This is a genomic window from Paenarthrobacter sp. 10L420 (assembly GCF_056395385.1).
On sequence record NZ_JBFTJK010000003.1, the window covers coordinates 96,090 to 113,022 of the forward strand.

Annotated in this window: 17 protein-coding genes; 10 read left to right on the forward strand and 7 right to left on the reverse strand. The window is 63.2% G+C overall.

Features of this window, described 5'->3' with window-relative positions:
- Nucleotides 1–45: 45 nt before the first annotated feature.
- The 3 genes from AC1DD5_RS07170 to AC1DD5_RS07180 all read left to right on the forward strand — a co-directional run bounded on the left by AC1DD5_RS07170 (nucleotide 46) and on the right by AC1DD5_RS07180 (nucleotide 2,897).
- Complete coding sequence (locus AC1DD5_RS07170; RefSeq protein WP_477521011.1) at nucleotides 46–957, forward strand: ABC transporter substrate-binding protein; 912 nt, start codon at nucleotides 46–48, stop codon at nucleotides 955–957.
- Between the two features lie 108 nt (nucleotides 958–1,065).
- A complete protein-coding gene (solA, locus tag AC1DD5_RS07175) occupies nucleotides 1,066–2,199 on the forward strand; it encodes an N-methyl-L-tryptophan oxidase (RefSeq protein ID WP_477521012.1) in 1,134 nt (377 codons plus the stop codon).
- A 35-nt stretch (nucleotides 2,200–2,234) separates the two neighbouring features.
- Nucleotides 2,235–2,897, forward strand: coding sequence for a GntR family transcriptional regulator (locus AC1DD5_RS07180; RefSeq protein ID WP_442017242.1), 663 nt, complete (start codon nucleotides 2,235–2,237; stop codon nucleotides 2,895–2,897).
- Nucleotides 2,898–2,929: 32 nt separating this feature from the next.
- Here AC1DD5_RS07180 and AC1DD5_RS07185 read toward each other — a convergent pair whose 3' ends face one another.
- Nucleotides 2,930–3,130: a hypothetical protein gene (locus AC1DD5_RS07185; RefSeq protein WP_442017241.1), complete on the reverse strand. Its 201-nt coding sequence runs from the start codon at nucleotides 3,128–3,130 to the stop codon at nucleotides 2,930–2,932.
- 198 nt (nucleotides 3,131–3,328) lie between these two features.
- On the opposite strand from AC1DD5_RS07185, the gene AC1DD5_RS07190 reads away from it, so the two are divergent.
- The 3 genes from AC1DD5_RS07190 (at nucleotide 3,329) to AC1DD5_RS07200 (ending at nucleotide 6,833) form a co-directional block, all read left to right on the forward strand.
- Complete coding sequence (locus tag AC1DD5_RS07190; protein WP_477521013.1) at nucleotides 3,329–5,881, forward strand: CHAT domain-containing protein; 2,553 nt, start codon at nucleotides 3,329–3,331, stop codon at nucleotides 5,879–5,881.
- Entirely contained in the window at nucleotides 5,878–6,222 is a 345-nt protein-coding gene (locus AC1DD5_RS07195; protein ID WP_442017239.1) for a CU044_2847 family protein, read from the forward strand. Before AC1DD5_RS07190 ends, AC1DD5_RS07195 begins: the two co-directional genes overlap by 4 nt.
- A 104-nt stretch (nucleotides 6,223–6,326) precedes the next feature.
- Nucleotides 6,327–6,833, forward strand: coding sequence for a universal stress protein (locus AC1DD5_RS07200; protein WP_442017238.1), 507 nt, complete (start codon nucleotides 6,327–6,329; stop codon nucleotides 6,831–6,833).
- A gap of 198 nt (nucleotides 6,834–7,031) precedes the next feature.
- Here the strand turns inward: AC1DD5_RS07200 and AC1DD5_RS07205 are convergent, their stop codons facing one another.
- Genes AC1DD5_RS07205 through AC1DD5_RS07220 form a run of 4 tightly spaced genes read right to left on the reverse strand, consistent with a single transcriptional unit; the run spans nucleotide 7,032 to nucleotide 12,084 of the window.
- Nucleotides 7,032–8,423, reverse strand: a complete 1,392-nt coding sequence (locus AC1DD5_RS07205) for a GntP family permease (RefSeq protein WP_442017237.1) — start codon at nucleotides 8,421–8,423, stop codon at nucleotides 7,032–7,034.
- 22 nt (nucleotides 8,424–8,445) lie between these two features.
- On the reverse strand, nucleotides 8,446–9,081 hold the full coding sequence (locus AC1DD5_RS07210; RefSeq protein ID WP_442017236.1) for a bifunctional 4-hydroxy-2-oxoglutarate aldolase/2-dehydro-3-deoxy-phosphogluconate aldolase: 636 nt from the start codon (nucleotides 9,079–9,081) through the stop codon (nucleotides 8,446–8,448).
- A complete protein-coding gene (locus tag AC1DD5_RS07215) occupies nucleotides 9,078–10,760 on the reverse strand; it encodes an N-acyl-D-amino-acid deacylase family protein (RefSeq protein WP_477521014.1) in 1,683 nt (560 codons plus the stop codon). Before AC1DD5_RS07215 ends, AC1DD5_RS07210 begins: the two co-directional genes overlap by 4 nt.
- Before the next feature lie 10 nt (nucleotides 10,761–10,770).
- Entirely contained in the window at nucleotides 10,771–12,084 is a 1,314-nt protein-coding gene (locus tag AC1DD5_RS07220) for an alanine racemase (protein ID WP_477521015.1), read from the reverse strand.
- Between the two features lie 130 nt (nucleotides 12,085–12,214).
- Here AC1DD5_RS07220 and AC1DD5_RS07225 point away from each other — a divergent pair, with 130 nt between their 5' ends.
- Genes AC1DD5_RS07225 through AC1DD5_RS07235 form a run of 3 tightly spaced genes read left to right on the forward strand, consistent with a single transcriptional unit; the run spans nucleotide 12,215 to nucleotide 14,389 of the window.
- A complete protein-coding gene (locus AC1DD5_RS07225; protein WP_477521016.1) occupies nucleotides 12,215–13,222 on the forward strand; it encodes a sugar kinase in 1,008 nt (335 codons plus the stop codon).
- A 4-nt stretch (nucleotides 13,223–13,226) separates the two neighbouring features.
- Nucleotides 13,227–13,988, forward strand: a complete 762-nt coding sequence (locus tag AC1DD5_RS07230) for an IclR family transcriptional regulator (RefSeq protein ID WP_477521017.1) — start codon at nucleotides 13,227–13,229, stop codon at nucleotides 13,986–13,988.
- Nucleotides 13,985–14,389: a RidA family protein gene (locus AC1DD5_RS07235; RefSeq protein WP_216924578.1), complete on the forward strand. Its 405-nt coding sequence runs from the start codon at nucleotides 13,985–13,987 to the stop codon at nucleotides 14,387–14,389. The genes AC1DD5_RS07230 and AC1DD5_RS07235 overlap by 4 nt, the downstream gene beginning before the upstream one ends.
- Before the next feature lie 126 nt (nucleotides 14,390–14,515).
- Here the strand turns inward: AC1DD5_RS07235 and AC1DD5_RS07240 are convergent, their stop codons facing one another.
- Complete coding sequence (locus AC1DD5_RS07240) at nucleotides 14,516–14,737, reverse strand: hypothetical protein (protein WP_477521018.1); 222 nt, start codon at nucleotides 14,735–14,737, stop codon at nucleotides 14,516–14,518.
- 85 nt (nucleotides 14,738–14,822) lie between these two features.
- Between AC1DD5_RS07240 and AC1DD5_RS07245 the strand changes: the two genes are divergently transcribed.
- Nucleotides 14,823–15,479 (forward strand): hypothetical protein, encoded by a 657-nt coding sequence (locus tag AC1DD5_RS07245; RefSeq protein ID WP_477521019.1) that lies wholly within the window; start codon nucleotides 14,823–14,825, stop codon nucleotides 15,477–15,479.
- A gap of 97 nt (nucleotides 15,480–15,576) precedes the next feature.
- On the opposite strand, the gene AC1DD5_RS07250 is transcribed toward AC1DD5_RS07245, so the two are convergent.
- Nucleotides 15,577–16,878, reverse strand: coding sequence for an LssY C-terminal domain-containing protein (locus AC1DD5_RS07250; RefSeq protein WP_477521020.1), 1,302 nt, complete (start codon nucleotides 16,876–16,878; stop codon nucleotides 15,577–15,579).
- Between the last annotated feature and the right edge of the window lie 55 nt (nucleotides 16,879–16,933).

Here is a 16,933-nt window from a genome sequence, read left to right on the forward strand (position 1 = left end):
GCACCATCCAAAAACCTTCATTTGAAACGCCCCCGGAGGTACGTCATGAAGACCATAAGCAGGATCCAGGCTGCAGCCGCAGGGTTTGCAATCCTGGTGGCCCTCACCGGCTGTGGCGGGGCAACAAGCACCTCCCCAACAGATCCCAAAACGGCCGACATCTCCGAGGGCGTCCAACCTGACCAAAAAGCTGTGAGCTTGTTGCCCGCGTCTTATAAGGACAAGGGCGAACTGACGGTGGCGATGGACCTGCACTACCCGCCGACGACGTTCCTCGCAGAGGACAACTCGACGCCGATCGGCCTGAATCCGGACATTGCCCGCCTGATAGCCAAGAAGCTCGGCCTGAAGCTGAAGTTCGAGAACACCGTCTTCGACACCATCATTCCGGGCATTGACGGTGGCCGCTACGACTTCACGGTCACCACCATGGCACCAACACCGGAGCGGCTGAAGGTCCTGGACATGATCGACTACTTCAAAGCCGGCAACTCAGTGGCCGTCAGCGCTGGAAATCCGTTGAAACTCACCAACGAAACCCTGTGCGGCAAAAACATAGCCGTCACAGCCGGCTCAACAGGCCAACTCAAGCGCCTTCCGGCCCTCTCGGAACAGACCTGCACTTCGAAGGGACAGCCAGCCATCAACGCCGTGACCCTGCCCAACGTCCAGGACGCGCTGACCCAGCTAGCGTCCAGGCGCATCGATGGCATCCTCTACGACACAACTTCCCTCGCCTGGGCCGAGAAGCAGCAGCCCAAATCGTTCACCATTCTGACGCCCCAGGTCAACGTCGGCTCCAGCGACGTGACGGCTATCGGCCTGAAGAAGGGCTCTCCCCTGACCCCCGCCCTCCAGGCCGCCGTCCAGTCCGTCCTGAACAGCCCGGAGTACAAGAAGTCCCTCTCGAACTGGGGCCTCGAATCCGGTGCCATCACCGAAGCCAAGCTCAACTAGGAGACGTACTCCCCACATGCAAACCATCAGTCACAGAAGCATGGGCTTCACCCGCCCAACAGCAGACACCCTGCTGTTCATGAATGAAGTTATCGAGGTGCTCTAAACATGGACGGAAAACTCGCCGTCATCGGCTTGGGCAGCATCGGAAGCATGGCACTTTGGCAGGCCTCCCGTCTTTCCGATTCCGTGGTCGGCTTCGAAGCACACACTCCGGCCCATGGACGCAGCGCTGTAGGCGGGGACACCCGGCTGTTCCGCATGATTTATCGTGGCAGCCCGGCGCACTACCCCATCCTGGAGCGCTCACGGGATCTCTGGGCGGAACTCGAGGCAGAAACCGGACAGGACATCCTCACACGCTGTGGCGGACTCTCCATCGGCACCACCGATGGGCCGTACCTCCGCAGCGTCCTGGAAACTGCCCGGACCAATGGGGCTGCCCACCAACTCCTGAGCCGTGAGGAAATGGCTGAACGCTACCCCCAGCACAACCTCCGGGCCGACGACTCCGCGGTGTTCGACCCCAACGCCGGGGTCCTACGGACCGACCGGGCAGTAACCGCCGCCATTGCCGCAGCACAGGCAAACGGGGCAACGGTCCTTAACAACACTCCTGTAACCGGCATCCGGGAAACCACCGACGGCGTTGTCGTCACCTCGGGGGAAAGCACCTGGACCTTCGAGAACGTCATCGTCGCCTCGGGGGGTTGGTCCCAGCGGCTCATGCCTGACTACTTGAAGGCACAGACGGAAACCCGCAGGATTTTCCTGAGCTGGTTCGTTGCCCGCGATGCAGCCCAGTTCACCCCGGAGAAGTTCCCCACATTCAGCCGCATGTACGAAGACCGCGCCATGTACGGGGCGCCGGCCGTGGACGGCGTTACGGTCAAAGCCACGCTGGACGGCCGGGGCACGGTGACGACTGACCCCGACGCTTTCCCCAGGGAGCTCTCAACAGCCGAAATTGCCGACACTTTGGAAACCGTCACCGAATTCTTGCCCGGCCTGGTTCCCAGCATCATCCGCTCCGACGCCTTCCCGGACCTCTACACCGAGGACCGGAACCCGCTGTTGGGCTGGCTCGGCAGGTCAAGCAGGATCTACGGCGCCACAGGCTTCTCCGGAGGCGGATTCAAAAACGCCACGGGTTTCGGCCACATCGCCGCGTACGAAGCGCTCGGAAAACAGTCGCTCGACGGCCTGGAATTCGTACGCCCTGAGCGGTTCAGGACGAGCTAGGCCGGTATAATCGACAATCGACAGGGAGGTGGCACATGGACCGCAAGTTCACGTGGCAGGAACAGCGGATGACGACGCCGGATGGTGTCTACCGCGTGCTCCGCACCGCCATCCTGAACGGAACTGTGCCTCCGGGGGAACAACTGCGCGAGACGCACATCGCCGCTGACCTCGGTATCAGTCGGTCCCCGCTCCGTGAGGCGCTGACCAAACTGGAGGAGGAAGGGCTGGTGGTCAAGATCCCCTTCCGGGGGTCCTTCGTTGTGGAAGTCAGTGCCCGCGACGTCGCTGAGATCGCATCGATCCGGGTACTCGTTGAACCCTATGCTGCCGAGCTTTCAGCCCCCACCCTGCGGGGTCCCGAGCGGCTCCGGCTCAAGCAGACCATCGAGGAACTGTACCGGGCCACCGACACCAACGACATCCCCGGCAGCATTGACGCCCACCTTCGTTTCCACAGGCTCTTCTACGAATTTTCGGGGAACACCGCCCTGCAAAACATGTGGAACGGGTGGGAGAACAAGCTGCGCCTGTACCTGGCGGTCGATCACCGTACCTATAGCGACCTGCACGATATCGCTGTTGAGCACGAAAAATTAGCTGAGCTAGCTCTGGCAGGAGATTTCGATGCCTTCCGCCAGGAAATGGTCAGCCAATTCCAGAATGCCCTCCACGAAGAACCTTTAGAGCAGAAGTAAACCTGGCAAGCCCCGCCCTAGTCCACGAACGCTTAGTCCACGAACTCCGACTGCGTCTCAATGAAGTCCCAATCCTGCAACGTCAGCACCCCACTGACCTTGTCTGTATGAGGCCCGCCAGCCTCGGCGATATGCTGCAGGACCTGCAACGGAAGTTCCTCGGCACGCAGGTTTTCGCGCAGCCACTCCTTGCTGTCCAAGTGCAGGTCCAGCCACCACATGAAGATTTCCATCGCAGACCACCTTCCTTCGGATTAACCGTAGGCCGGGGTCGGGTCGTCTACAAGGGCTGCCCTACAAGGGTTGCTCCATCACGGCCTCGGCTATCAGGGTCTTGTGGGGAATCGGGCGAAGGGCCAATCTGTACCTAGGACGCTGGCGCGCAGGTTTCAAGAACCCGTGCCGACGCCCGCTCGCACAAGGGATCCGCGATGGACTGTGACATCGAGCTGGAGATCGATACCGGCTCTGCACGCGGCGAATACACGGTGCACGTGGTCCGTGCTCCGGCGGGAGGCCACGCTTCGGGGATGTTCACTCTGGACGTTGACAGCATCCTGGACCGGCTTCCCCAACTTGAAGCCACCGTCCTTGCCTCCGCAGTGGCCGCCCGGCGCACTATGCCCGTGGCCGAGATGGCAGTCCGCGAAGTAGGCCAGCAATTGTTCCAGGCCTTGTTCACGCGCGAGGTCTACGGCACGTACCGGGCCAGCCTTGGCGCGGCCCAACACGCTGGCCAGCAACTCAGGGTGGTCCTGCGGCTTGCCGCGCCGGAATTGGCAACCATGCCGTGGGAGACCCTCTTCGACCCCGAAACCGAAACGTACCTGTGCCAAACGGAACCCCTGTTACGGCATATCCCCGCCCCCGACTACAACCAGAACCCCTTGGACGTGGCTCCCCCGCTGCGGATCCTGGGCATCGTCGCTTCGCCCCGGGACCTTCCTACCCTCGACGTTGATGCCGAAAAGGACCACCTGAGCAGGGCATTGGCTGGTCCTGTAGCCGAGGGACGCGTGGAACTCGTGTGGTCCAGAAGCGGAACCTGGGACGACGTTCAGTCCCTGCTGCTCGCCGGCCCATGGCATGTGGTCCATTTCGTGGGCCACGGCGATTACGATTCCCGGACCGACGAAGGCAGGATCGCTCTCGTCGGACCCGACGGCAGGGCCGCCATGGTCCGCGCCGTGCGGCTCATGGCCTTGCTCAGCGTTGCCGCACCACGCCCGCGACTCGTGGTGTTGAACTCGTGTTCCTCCGGAGAGATGGGCCAATCGGACCTCTTTTCCGGTACCGCTTCGTCCTTGGTCAGGAGCGGGATAGGCGCCGTCGCGGCAATGCAGTTCGCCATCAGTGACTCCGCGGCCATCGCCTTCGCCCACGGCTTCTACGCCGCAATCGCCAATGGCCGAACGGTGGACGAGGCAGCACGCGTCGGCCGGATCTCGGTTATGGCCAGCCCGGACGGCACACTCGAGTGGGTCACGCCGGCCCTTTACGTCCGGGGCGGCTCCACTCAACTCTTCACGCTGCGCGGCACGCCACGCGCAACCGTTTCGGAAGCGCGTTCGACGGCGGCACCCACCTTGGGCGGGCAAGCCGGTCAAGCTGCAGTCCCGACGGCGCCACCCATCTTGAGCGGGCAAACGTCCGTCCCGCTGCAGGCCCCGGGAAGCTCCGGCGCGGGAGACGGCGCTGCCGCGAAGGCGGCACAAGCGAACGCCGACCAGGCCATGAAGCGAGCCCAACTGCGAGCCCTTTACGTCCAGGCATCGGCGGAATTAAGGGCACGACGCTTCGAACAAGCTGTTGAGCTGTTCGATGACCTCCTGACCTTGGAACCCGGCTACCGTGACGCCACGGCGCTAAGGGAGAGCGCACAGCATCGGCTGGACATGTCCCGCACCTACCGTGAGGCACTCGCCGCTGAAGAGGCCGGCGATTGGCTGGCCGCGGCGGACGGCTTTGCCCTGGTGCAGGAGGATCCGGAGTTCCCGCAAGCAGCAAGCCGCCGGCAGGACTGCGAACGCCGTCAACGCATCTCGGACCTTCAGGGTGAACTGCGCTACCACTCGTCTTTGGGCTCGTGGGGAGCCGTGGTGGATGTGGCGGCTGAACTTGCGACGCTGGACCCGGACGCGGCCGACCCCGACGGACTCGCGAGCGCTGCCAGGGCTGAGATCGAGAAGGCGAATCCACCGGAACCGGAGCCGGCAAAGCAGCCTTCCCCGGAAAAGGAGCAGCAGGGTTCATATACGGCTGCGGACCTGTCTCCAGAGCCCCGGCGGCCAACGGCAGCCCTCACAACGCGGGTCCCGGCACCTACCAAAGCCCCGGCACCCAGCCAAGCTCCGGCGTCGAGCACTCCATCCGCGAAACCGCCGCAACCAGCACTCGCTTGGACACCGCTCGCGTGGGGCGGTGTCGCCTTGGCTGTGGCGGGCGCCATGGGGGCGTGCATCGTGGTGTTCTTCATGTGGTTCGACGAGACTTACTGGCAGGACAACGGCGGCGACATCGTGCTCCGGATCCTGTACGGACTTCTGGCACCGCTCGGTTATGTGCTGCTCATGGTCGCCGGACTGCCCGAGCGGACCGTACCAGCGCGTGTTGCGATGACCGGCGTCGTGCTTTCCGGGGCGATCTTTGGGCTTGCCGGCCTTAACTACACCGTGGAAGTGACCGCCGTCGTGGCCAGTTTTATCCTGGCCGCCTTCGGACTTTGGGCGGGCATCCTGGCCTTGAAGCACCCGGAACTGCGAACGTTTGCGTGGCTCCTGCTGCTGCCCACCGTGCTGCAACCGATCATCTGGATCCAAGGGAAAGGCGTGTTCATGGAGAGCTGGTACATGTCGCAGGCGCTGCCGTTGCTTCTGCATCTGATGCTTCTTTGCGCGGTGGGCGTGGTGTTCGTCGTGATGGCGCGGCGCGTTCGGCCAGCCACTGTAGCGGGACCAGCTGCCAAGGCCGGAACGTCGCCATGAGCCGGCTGGTTGAGTTCACCACCGACGACGGCGGCACGGTAGTTGTGGAAGTCGCGAGCACAGCCGGGAGCATCGTGACCCGGGGCGGCGATCACGCGGGGGATCATTCCGGCGTCTTCGCGAGAGCCCAACAGACGTTCCAGCGGGCCCTCGAGCATGTCCGACCCGCAGTCCAGGGCGTGATCGATGAACTGTTGAGTCTGGAGAACCGGCCCGATGAGGTCAGCGTTGAGTTCGGCATAGACCTCCACGCCGAGGCCGGAGCTTTCATTGCATCGGCCAGCACGGCATCCAACTTCAAGGTGCGGCTGACGTGGAACAAACCGTCCCCACCCAAGTAAGTCGCAGTTGAGCGCGTTCTGAGCCCTCAAAACGCGCTCAGCTGCGACTTACTTGGGTGAGCAGACAGCCTGTTCAAGGACACGTCGCGGCGCAACAATAAGGTATGGCTGCGGAGAATTTCAGCGGACGGATTCCTTTGGTTGTCGGCGTCTTGCCCGACCAGCACGTGGAGGTGCTGCAAACAGCCCGGACGCTGGCTGAGCAACTCGGCGTACCGCTGGTTTGTGCCTACGTGGACGAGGCCAGTTACCTCGTGGAATGGGACCCGGCGCGGGAGACACACCGAATGTCGCTTCATCCGGAGAAGGATGACGAGGAGGTCGCAGCTGTCCGCAGTGATCTGGGCAAGGTCATCGGCGAAGCCATGGATGGCGGCTCAGCGGATTGGACTCTGCGGTTGCTCGCTGGAGATCCTGCCCGCGCCCTGGGCCGACTCGCCGAGGACATTCACGCCTCGATGATTATTGTCGGAACGCCGGAACCGGGTCTGGGACACCGTATATCCGAGGCTTTGAACGGCTCAGTCGCGGCATGGCTGAGCCACCACCAACGCCGGCCGGTGCTGATCGTGCCGCAGAAAAAGCCCCAGGAAGCTGCCCGTAAAAACTAAAGCGAAAGTACTTATTCGAGGTGGTGGCAATGCCGTCCCGCCCAACGTAGAGTGATTACTGCAGGAAGCGGAAGCACCTGCTCAAAGACCGCTCCGGAGTGCGTATCCCCCAATAACGCACTCCGGAGCTCTTTGTTTAAGCTGCACTCTCATGGGGACAAGCGCACGACGCCGGCACCCGGCTTGGGTGCCGAAAGGTCACCTCACGAACGTGTACAGCAGCGCCGCCATTGCGAAGCCCACGATCGACAACACTGTCTCCAGAACGGTCCAGGTCTTCAGAGTGTCCTTGACTGACATGTTGAAGTACTTGGAGATGATCCAGAAGCCGCCATCGTTGACGTGGCTGGCGATGATGGAGCCGGAGGAGATCGCCACCACGATCAGGGCGAGCTGCGGCTGGGAGTAACCCGAGGCCAAACTCGGGGCCAGGATGCCGCCGGTGGTTACGATCGCCACGGTTGCGGAGCCCTGCGCAATGCGCATACCCGCGCTGATCACGAAGGCGGAGAGGATGATCGGCAGGCCGGCCTGGGCCAGCGAGTCCGCCACAGCCTTGCCAACACCGGTAGCCGAGAGAACTGCGCCAAAGAACGCGCCGGCGCCAACAACCAGCAGGATCATGCCTACGGGACGAAGCGATGAACCCGTGATTTCGCTGAGTTCGGCGGAGCTCATGCCGCGCCGGATGCCCAGGAGCCACATGGCCAGCAGCACGGCGACGGTCAGTGCGATTGCCGGGTTGCCGAAGAACTGGAGTATGTCTCGGAAAACACCGGGAGGCGCAAAGATGTTGCCGAACGTGCCGCCAAGGATGAGGATCATGGGCAGGCCGATGGCCAGCAGCACCAGTCCGATGGACGGCTCGTGGCCACGCGCTTCCTCGGCCTCAGCAACGATGCGGTCCTCGGGAACATTCACCATCACGCGCTTGCCGATCCACGTGCCCCACAAAATACCGGAGGCGAACCAGGCCGGGATGCCGCAGATGAGGCCCATGAGGATGATCCAGCCAAGGTCCACATGGAACAGGCCTGCGGCAGCAACGGGTCCGGGGTGCGGAGGCAGGAAGGCGTGTGTCACGGAGAGGCCGGCCAGCAACGGAAGTGCGTACAGTGCCAGCGACTTGCCGCCGCGAATAGCAGCGACGTAAACCAACGGGGCCAGGACGAAGATGCCGATATCGAAGAACACCGGGATACCCAGCACAAAGCCGGTGATACCCATGGCGAGCGGGGTGCCCTTTTCGCCGAAGATCTTGACCAGCCTGCCGAGCAGCACTTCCGCACCACCAGACCGTTCGAGGATGGCACCGAGCACAGTACCGAGGCCGATGATCACGGTGATGTGGCCAAGGATACCGGCGAAGCCCTTCTCAATCAGGGCATCACTGCTCTTGGTGGCCGAGCCGACCAACGCTTCAACCGAGACCCCACCCACCAAAGCCACGATCACGCCGGTTCCCACCAGGGCGATGAACGGTTCGAGCTTGACCTTGATGATCAGGAACAGCAGGAGGGCGATGCCCGCGCCTGCCAGGAGGAGCAGGCCGGCGGTGTCGTGCCGCAGCCATTCGAGAAATTCATTCATGGGGATTCTTTCTGGGTGAGTCCTACTTGAGGGTGCCGGTAAACGCGGCGGCACGGGCCGCGATGTCTGCCCAGTTGCCTGCAGCGACCGCTGCGGGCGGGACCACGCTGGTGCCGCAGCAGACTGCGACAGCACCGGCGTCGAGGTAGCTCTTTGCGTTGGAAGCGTCGATGCCTCCCGAAGGCAACAAACGGATGCCTGGGTAGGGGCCCTGCAGGTCCTTCAGATACGCAGGTCCGAGTTGCCGGGCAGGGAAAATCTTGACGACGCCGGACCCAAGGTCAAGTGCCTGTGCCACTTCGGTGGGCGTCATGGCGCCAAGGCTGAAGGGTATGCCGGCGGCCACGGCGACGGCTGCAACTTCCGGCCGGATGCCCGGTGTCACCAGGAACTTAGCACCGGCATCGATCGCTGCGCGGGCTTGGTCTGCGGTCAGGACCGTACCAATTCCGACGGCGGCACCATGGTCTGCGGCAGTTTCTGCCGCACGCTTGACGTGCTTGAGCGCATCCGGGGTAGTGAACGTCAGTTCCACACTGCGGATGCCGCCGTCGGCCAATGCCCGGCAGAGATCCGCGGCGTCCGTAATGGACGGTGCGCGGACCACGGCCAGGGTGCGGTCGGCTTCAAGCTGCTGGATGAATTCTTCAGGAGTCATGGGTGGTGCTGCTTTCCTTCTCGGCTAAGTCCGTCACGGCTTCGACGCAGCGCACGGCCGGCGCGCGCACCGGTGGGCTGGCCGCCGTCGATCGCTGCTTCGCCGTTGACGAAGACGTAATGGATGCCGCTGGCGGGTTGGCGGGGATTCTCAAAAGTGGCTTCGTCGCGGATGGTGTCCGGATCGAAGAGCACGACGTCGGCCGCGTAGCCTTCGCGGACCAGTCCCCTGTTGTGGAGCTTGAGTCGTGCGGCCGGACGCCCACTCAGGTGATGAACGGTTTCCTCGAGGCTGAGCAATCCGAGATCGCGAGAGTAGTGGCCGAGGTAGCGCGGGAAGGTTCCCCAGGCACGGGGGTGCGGCTTGGCGCCGACCAGGAGGCCATCGCTTCCGCCGGTGTGCGTGCGGTGTTTCATGATGGCCTGGACGTTTTCCTCGTGCCCCACGTGCTGCAGGATGCCGGTGCCGAGGCGGTCTTCGGTGAGGATGCGGGCGAAAACATCGAACGGCTCTTCGTTGCTCTCGGCGGCGATGTCCTTGATGGTTTTGCCCACGAGTCCTGCGAGCGCCGGGTTCTGGACGCCACTGATTTCAAGGGTGTCCCACTCGGCAACTACCCCGTGGCAGCCGTCGGATCCGTAGATCTCAACGGCTTCCCTGATGCGGGCGCGGGACTCGGGATCTGCCAGGCGGGCAAGCGTCGCTTCCGTTCCGCCGGACGATGCCCAGCTGGGCAGGATCGCGGAGAGCGTGGTGGCGCCGGGGAGGTAGGGGTAGGTGTCCAGGGTGATGTCCACACCTTGCTCCAGGGCTTCATCGATGAGTTCCAGGAGCTCCCCTGCCCGCCCCTTGTTCTCGGCGAAGTTCATCGTGGCGTGGGAGAGGTGCAGGGCACAGCCTGTGTCCCGGCTCAGCCCGATCATCTCCGCATACGCACCCAGCGCACCCTTGCCGTACGAGCGGTGATGGGGTGCGTAGAAGCCGCCCAGCTCCCCCACAGTCCTGCAGAGGCCAGCGAGTTCTTCGGTCTGCGCGTACATGCCCGGCGTGTAGGTCAGGCCGGAGGACATTCCGACGGCGCCCTCCTCCATGGCCAACCGGATGACGTCCTGCATCTGCTGCTGTTGCTCCGGCGTCGGGTCACCTTCGGCGAAGCCCATCACCATGGCCCGGACGGTTCCTTGAGGAACCAGGTAGGCTGCGTTGGTGGCGATGCGGCCTGTGGTGCCGTTCGCATCGGTGACCTCACTATCCAACCGGTCCAGGTACTCCCCCACGGTCCGCCAGTCCCAGTCGAAGTCCGCCGGGTTATCGTTCCAACCAGCGATCTTCTCCCGGACACCTGCAAGCGTGGCATCATCCACTGGTGCGTAAGAGAGACCATCCTGGCCCAAAAGTTCCGTGGTGACGCCTTGGCTGAGCTTCGCGTAGTGCTGCCTGTTAACAAGCAGTTGCAGGTCAGAATGCGCGTGCATATCGATGAACCCAGGACTCAGGACCAAACCAGTGGCATCGATAACGCGGTCCGCGCCGGTTGAGGCTGCAGTGAGGGAACCAGCGGTGAGGGAACCGGCGTCGACGACGGCGGCAATCACCGCACCGTCCAGCAGGACATCCGCCGTGCGGCGGTCCGCTCCGGTTCCATCCACCAGGGTGGCGTTGCTGATAAGGGTCTTCATGGCAGGGGTCCTAGAAGAAGGTATGGATAAGGTCGACGACGGCCTGGTTGCCTGTGTTTTCGGCGGACGAGAGCACCGGGATGACGGTCCACTTATCGAAGGCTGTGCAGGGATGGGACAGGCCCAGGCGGATCACATCGCCGGGTTGGACGCTGGTGGTGTCGGGATCGTAGGTCATGAAGCAGTGCTGATCGTTGACCGACGTGATTTCGGCTCCACGCAGTGATTCCATCGCTCCGCCGAGCACGGGACCGATGAGCTGCGGCTCCGGAAGTCCTTCGTCGAACGGGAGGTCGCGTTTGCCGGCGTCGAGGATGGCCAAGCCCGGCTCCGTTTGCGATACGACCCTCGCCCAAGCGTGCATTCCCGCCCGGAACGGCTGATCACCTTCGCGGGAGAAAGGCGAGATTCCGCGGTAGAACCCGTCGTCGTGAATGATGTAGGCGCCGCTGCGGATCATGAGGTCCACGCTGGGATCTCCCATTTCGGCCCCTGTGCTGATGCAGGGCGAGAGGACGGTGACGACGTCATCGAAGTAGGCGCTGCCACCGGCGGTGATGATCACTTCGCTGGAATCGTAGAAACCCCCGGCGAGCAGTTCCTCGTGAAGCAGCCGCATCTGGGCGAGGTAGCCGCGGACGGCACCCAGTCCGGCGTCGTCGGCTGTGTGCGCGAGCGAGCCTTCGTAGCCGCTGACACCTACCAACCGCAGATTCGGTGAAGCAGCAACCGCGCGGGCCACCGCCATGGCAGCGTCAACGCCCCGGGCTCCGGTCCGGCCACCATGGGCTCCGAGCTCTACGAGCACATCCAGCACGGCATCGCTCCCGGCGAGGACGCGGTTGATGACCTCCACGGTTCCCAGCGAGTCCACCCACGACAGGATCGGCGCATCGGCAGTGGACGTTCCCGCCACCCATTCGATGGCGTGTGGGTCCGTGAGGCTGTTGGCTAGCTGCAGGTTCCGGACGCCGAACTCGCGGGCCACCCGAAGCTGCGCGAAGTTCGCGAGGGTGATACCCCAGGCTCCGCGGTTGAGCTGCTCGGTCCAGAGCTGGGGAGACATCGTCGTCTTGCCGTGTGGCGCCAAAAGCACGCCGTGTTCCTTGCACCAATCGGCCAGGTGGTCGGCGTTGGCCTGGAGCGCGGCGCTATCAAGCGTGAGCAGCGGCGTCTGCAGATCGGCCAGCGTGTGCTTGGCCGCGAGGAATTCGGCGTGCGTGATCCCGTTGGCGGTGGCCGGAATGGCCTTGTGCCGCCAATCGAGCTGACGGTCTGCAAGGCCGGCCACGGCGTGTGCCGAAATGGCTTCGGAAGTGTTCACGGGTTCATTCCCTTCGGCGTAGCGTTGCGTATTTTGCAACGCTGGTTGCAAACCTGATGGTGATATGTCTAACATGGTGGCGGATCAAGAGTCAAGGCCGCGCAGAGGCGCACGAACCAGTGGGAGAACGATGCTTTCAGCAGTATGCGTTGGCGAAACAATGGCCATGCTTACCCCTGTTCAGGCCGTTCCCCTTCACCTCGCCACCGAACTCCACTGCGGAATTGGTGGCGCTGAGTCCAATGTCGCCATGGGACTCGCGGCCATGGGCTTGGACACGCATTGGATCAGCCGAGTTGGCCACGATGGCTTCGGCACACGCATTCTCGACGAGCTCCGAGCGCACGGAGTGGGAGTATCCGGCGTCGAGGTGGACGAGTCCCGGCCCACCGGCCTCTACGTGAAGGTCCCCGCCCAGGAATCAGACCCCGACGGCGGCAGCTCAGTTCTGTACTATCGGCAAGGTTCTGCGGCGTCGGCCATGGGACGCCCATTGCTTTCCAATCCCGCTGTTTCGTCACTGCTGGAAAATGCAGCCCTCATCCACCTGAGTGGCATCACCGCTGCCCTGTCCGCCGAGTGCCTGTCTCTCCTGGAGGCCATGCTGACCGAGCCGCGGAACGGGCGCATCGTCAGCTTCGACGTCAATTGGCGCGAAGCCCTGTGGGCGGGCCAGGATCGTTCGGTCCTGCAGCGCCTGGCCAACATGGCCGACGTCGTGCTGGTTGGAAAAGACGAAGCCGAGCACGCCTTTGGCACCACCGACGAAGCCGAACTCCGTCGTCTAATGCCGGACCCTCAGGTGCTGGTCATCAAGAACGAGGCGATCAGCGCGATCTCCCTGGACCAGAGTGGCACCCGGGAAGAGGTGCCCGCACTGTCCGTCGCCGTCGTCGAGCCTGTTGGCGCGGGTGACTCGTTCGCCGCCGGTTACCTCAGCGGCATGCTGTTTGGGCTGGACCAGAAGGCGAGCCTCCGTCGCGGCCACGTCGCGGCTGCCTGTACCCTGACCGTCCACGGCGACCGCGGGCCGCTGCCTGACGCCGTGGAGCTCGCGGCCATCCTCGATTCTTCGGAAGAGGACTGGACTGCCATCCATGTTGAAGAGGGACATTTCAACACCAGAACCGGAGCGTGACATTTTGAGCCAGAGCCTCATGCGGGCCATCGACCTGCTCGCCGAACTCGCTGCGAAGCCCGCCACCCTTGACGAACTCTCGTCCAAAGCATCCGTGCACAAAACCACTGTGATGCGGCTCCTGCACGCCATGGAGGAGAAGCGGTTTGTGGTGCGGGACGAAGAGCAGCGGTTCATGCTGGGTTCCAAACTGTTCGAACTGTCATCGCTGGCCCTTGAGCAGAGGGACATCCGCAAGGTCGCCCATCCGCACCTGGCCGAGCTGAATGGCCGCACCGGGCACACAGTGCACCTCGCGGCATTTGAAGGGAATGAGGTGGTGTACATCGACAAGTTCGAGTCGCACCACCCCGTCCGCATGTACTCGCGCATCGGCCTGACTGCATCGCTGCACTCGGCCGCTGTGTCCAAGGTCCTCCTCGCCGACATGCCGCGCAGCCGGCAGGAAAAGATCGCCGCGGGGCTGGACTACGTGAAAATTACCGAGAACACCCTGACCTCGCCGGAGGCCCTGCTGGCCGAACTCGAGCAGGTCAAGGAACAGGGCTGGGCCCACGACAACGCTGAGCACGAGGCCTTCGTGCACTGCATCGCGGCCCCCATCCGCGACGCCAGCGGCGCCGTTGTTGCCGCAGCCTCTTGTTCGGTACCGGTAGTGATGCTCAGCTATGAAGGCTTGCTGGAGCTGCTGCCCGACCTCAAAGCCAGCACCGAGGCCATCTCGAATGACCTCGGCTGGATCAGCCACGAAAGGAACTCAGCATGAGTGAAAAGAACGTAGTACTGACCGAAAACGCCCCCGCCCCGGCACACGTATTTTCCCAAGGCATCAAAAAGGGCGGGATGTTCCAGGTCTCCGGCCAGGGCCCCATGGATCCCGCCACCAACCAGTACATCGGCGAGGGCGACGTTCGCGTCCAGACACGTCGCACGCTGGAGAACGTGAAGGCCATCCTCGAAGCTGGCGGTTCCTCTGTTGAAGACGTCATCATGTTCCGCGTGTACCTCACTACCCGTGATGACTTTGCCGCGATGAACGAGGTTTACGGGGAGTTCATCCGCGAGAACGTGCCCAGCGGATTGCTGCCGAGCCGCACCACCGTGTTTGTGGACCTCCCGCACGAGGTCATGCTGGTGGAGATCGACGCCCTGGCTGTTACTGCGTAGGCTCCCAGGCCGCGACACCCATTTTCGTTTGCGCCACAGTTTCGGGCTGGCGACACCTGTATCCAGGCGTCGCTAGCCCGTTTCTGTGACTCCAGTGAATTTGCGCGGCGTCAGCGTTCTCCTGGGCTAGGGTGCGGGAGTTTCGCTCTTGTTCTTCCGGCGATTTTGGATCCCGAGGATGAGGAAAGTGATGCCCATGCCTAGGAATGCGATCCAGGCAGGGTTGACTATGATCGCCATGATCACGGCGACAACGAGGAAGACGATTCCAACTGGGAGCAATGCCGAGCTCCCGTATTTGTCCGCTCGGCTGTTCCGGTCCAAGGTGGGCTTTGTGTCATCGCTCATCTACGCGAGGCTACGTGGGCCTGTGGACGAGGCGCAAGCGTTGCTAGGAGGCCCGTTGCTGGTCGCATGATGACAGGATGGGCTCGTGACGACGCCGAGCATGAGCCAAGCCCTCGATACCTATCTTCGAGAAGTGTCGAGCCATCGCCTGGGCTCGCTGGCATCCCTGATACCTCAAAGCTTCGCCCACGTGATCCGTGTACTGAACCCCGTCCTGGCTCCGGGTGGCAAATGGCTCCGTTGGTCCGACATCGCTGGCCACGCCATGCCGGTTAACTCAGAAACTCAATGGAACGACGTAGTCGCAGCAGCGTCACCCAATCTGGGGCCGTACTTTGAACCGAGCATGGGCACCATTGATGAGCACGTGGCGCGGCCTCTGCTTGCAGTCCTTTCAAGGCATACGTCTTCAGAGGACGCCAGTTTCCTTGCCTGGGAGGGATACAGCGGTCTCAAGGATGAGGTGGTCCGGTCGCCAACAGTGACAGCGGGCCTTGGCCGGGTGATGCGTGTCCGCCATGGGACACTCAATCTTGCCCTTGACCCCATCGACTCGCCGCCCAACAGGCTCGCGATGACATGGTTGCCCGACGACGGCGCATGGTTCGTGGGGAACGACATCTACGCCAGATCTGTATTTGTCGCAGGTTCAGCGGAGTGCATCGGCGCCGTTCTGAGCCAAGCGGATCTCGAGGCGTATCCCGTGGGAGCAGGCTACTCATTGGTTCCCGAGGATTTCTAGCGCGAGGCCCGTTGCTTCCTCACCCACTTTGACGCTAACAGCCCGCCGACACGCCGCATTTCTCGGCGCGCCACGGGACCCCCGGGCCGAAAGAAGGTCAGGAAGCCACCCGGCGAACAACCGACGGCGGGACGGCCGGCACCCGCTGGCGCTTGGCATAGATCCTGGCCCGTTGGCTGGACAGGGCCAGGAGCACCAGGATGTCCGTGGCCAAGCCGGACAGGCCTGCCTCAAGCGTGAGATTGGTGGTCCCCGTGGAGGCATCGATGGCTTGGACCACGATCGAGATGGAGCTGAGTCCCATCGCAATCACGCGGGCGCCGTTGCTGCCGAGGAATATCCGCCAGGCAAGGAATACCTCGCCGAGCCCGAAGACCAGGACGATCGCAGCTATGGTGACGATTGCCGCCGTCGTGGTTTGCGGGTCAAGGTTGGCGTCCTCGATGGTGATGTCGCCGCCCGAGGTGAGCAACGTGATGGCCAAAGCCAGCGCCGCCAAGGCACGGATGACCACGAGGAATGCGCCGGTCATGGTGGGTGCGGGACGGCGGTCGCGGCTGTCCGTCTGGCTGGCTGGTTGGTCGGCGGGGACGGGCACACGGCGGGCGTCGATGATGGGCAGATCGCCGTCTGTGGAGATCGAGTCCCCTCCGCCATTGCGCGAGTGATATCCGGTGGAAAAGTCCTTGATGACACGCACGGTTACGGCAGGCTCAGCCTCAGACACCGTCCGCACGATGTGGTCCCGCTCCACATCCGTATTCTGCTCGATCTTGTGCGTGATCTGCAGGGTGAAGAGTGAGAAGCCAACGCTTCGATCGTAAGTGCCGGCGGCGAGCCAGTCCACCTTGTGCCCGCCGGGCAGCATCCAACCCTCGGGGCAGCGCCAAAAGCGGACGTGGTGGCGTTTGCCGGGGTTGCTGTCCACTTCCTGCTGGTAGGCGAAGTCCTGCTGACGGTCAAAGAGGTACAAGGGGCTGACGGGCGCCTGGGTGTAGCTCTGCCTCAAAAGTGTCGAGCTCACGATGCGCCGGCTGCTGGCGAAGGTCACGTCGTCGGCAATGGTCCACCCGGCAGCCCTCATGATCGCGTGGATCTGCGGCTCGGTGCCCATGAGCGCCACGTTCACCGGGTCACCGAGCAGTCCGTCACTGGTTCGGGCGCGGCCGATGAAGTAGCCGGGAACGTAAATGGTGGTCAGGATCCGGTGAAGGCGAGGCAGCAACAGGTAGGCCAGGAAGGCCCAGAACACAAAGGAGAACCACACCTGGCCCCATCCCAAGTGGAAGCTCTCCCCCACCAACAGGAACGCCAGCCATGCGGCAGCAGCTCCCCCGAGAACGAAGAATGCGTGATCGAGCCGGCTGTCCGTGACTGCCTTGTTCGGCGCTTTGTACATTCGGAACTCCCCCTGGGTGCACGTGCCCCTTAAGCTTCGCCTCCCGCCCTCCTTG

Coding starts and splice junctions, on each gene's coding strand:
- AC1DD5_RS07170 (WP_477521011.1), top strand. CDS start 46: ATGAAGACCATAAGCAGGATCCAGGCTGCAGCCGCAGGGTTTGCAATC.
- solA (WP_477521012.1), top strand. CDS start 1,066: ATGGACGGAAAACTCGCCGTCATCGGCTTGGGCAGCATCGGAAGCATG.
- AC1DD5_RS07180 (WP_442017242.1), top strand. CDS start 2,235: ATGGACCGCAAGTTCACGTGGCAGGAACAGCGGATGACGACGCCGGAT.
- AC1DD5_RS07185 (WP_442017241.1), bottom strand. CDS start 3,130: ATGGAAATCTTCATGTGGTGGCTGGACCTGCACTTGGACAGCAAGGAG.
- AC1DD5_RS07190 (WP_477521013.1), top strand. CDS start 3,329: ATGGACTGTGACATCGAGCTGGAGATCGATACCGGCTCTGCACGCGGC.
- AC1DD5_RS07195 (WP_442017239.1), top strand. CDS start 5,878: ATGAGCCGGCTGGTTGAGTTCACCACCGACGACGGCGGCACGGTAGTT.
- AC1DD5_RS07200 (WP_442017238.1), top strand. CDS start 6,327: ATGGCTGCGGAGAATTTCAGCGGACGGATTCCTTTGGTTGTCGGCGTC.
- AC1DD5_RS07205 (WP_442017237.1), bottom strand. CDS start 8,423: ATGAATGAATTTCTCGAATGGCTGCGGCACGACACCGCCGGCCTGCTC.
- AC1DD5_RS07210 (WP_442017236.1), bottom strand. CDS start 9,081: ATGACTCCTGAAGAATTCATCCAGCAGCTTGAAGCCGACCGCACCCTG.
- AC1DD5_RS07215 (WP_477521014.1), bottom strand. CDS start 10,760: ATGAAGACCCTTATCAGCAACGCCACCCTGGTGGATGGAACCGGAGCG.
- AC1DD5_RS07225 (WP_477521016.1), top strand. CDS start 12,215: ATGCTTTCAGCAGTATGCGTTGGCGAAACAATGGCCATGCTTACCCCT.
- AC1DD5_RS07235 (WP_216924578.1), top strand. CDS start 13,985: ATGAGTGAAAAGAACGTAGTACTGACCGAAAACGCCCCCGCCCCGGCA.
- AC1DD5_RS07240 (WP_477521018.1), bottom strand. CDS start 14,737: ATGAGCGATGACACAAAGCCCACCTTGGACCGGAACAGCCGAGCGGAC.
- AC1DD5_RS07250 (WP_477521020.1), bottom strand. CDS start 16,878: ATGTACAAAGCGCCGAACAAGGCAGTCACGGACAGCCGGCTCGATCAC.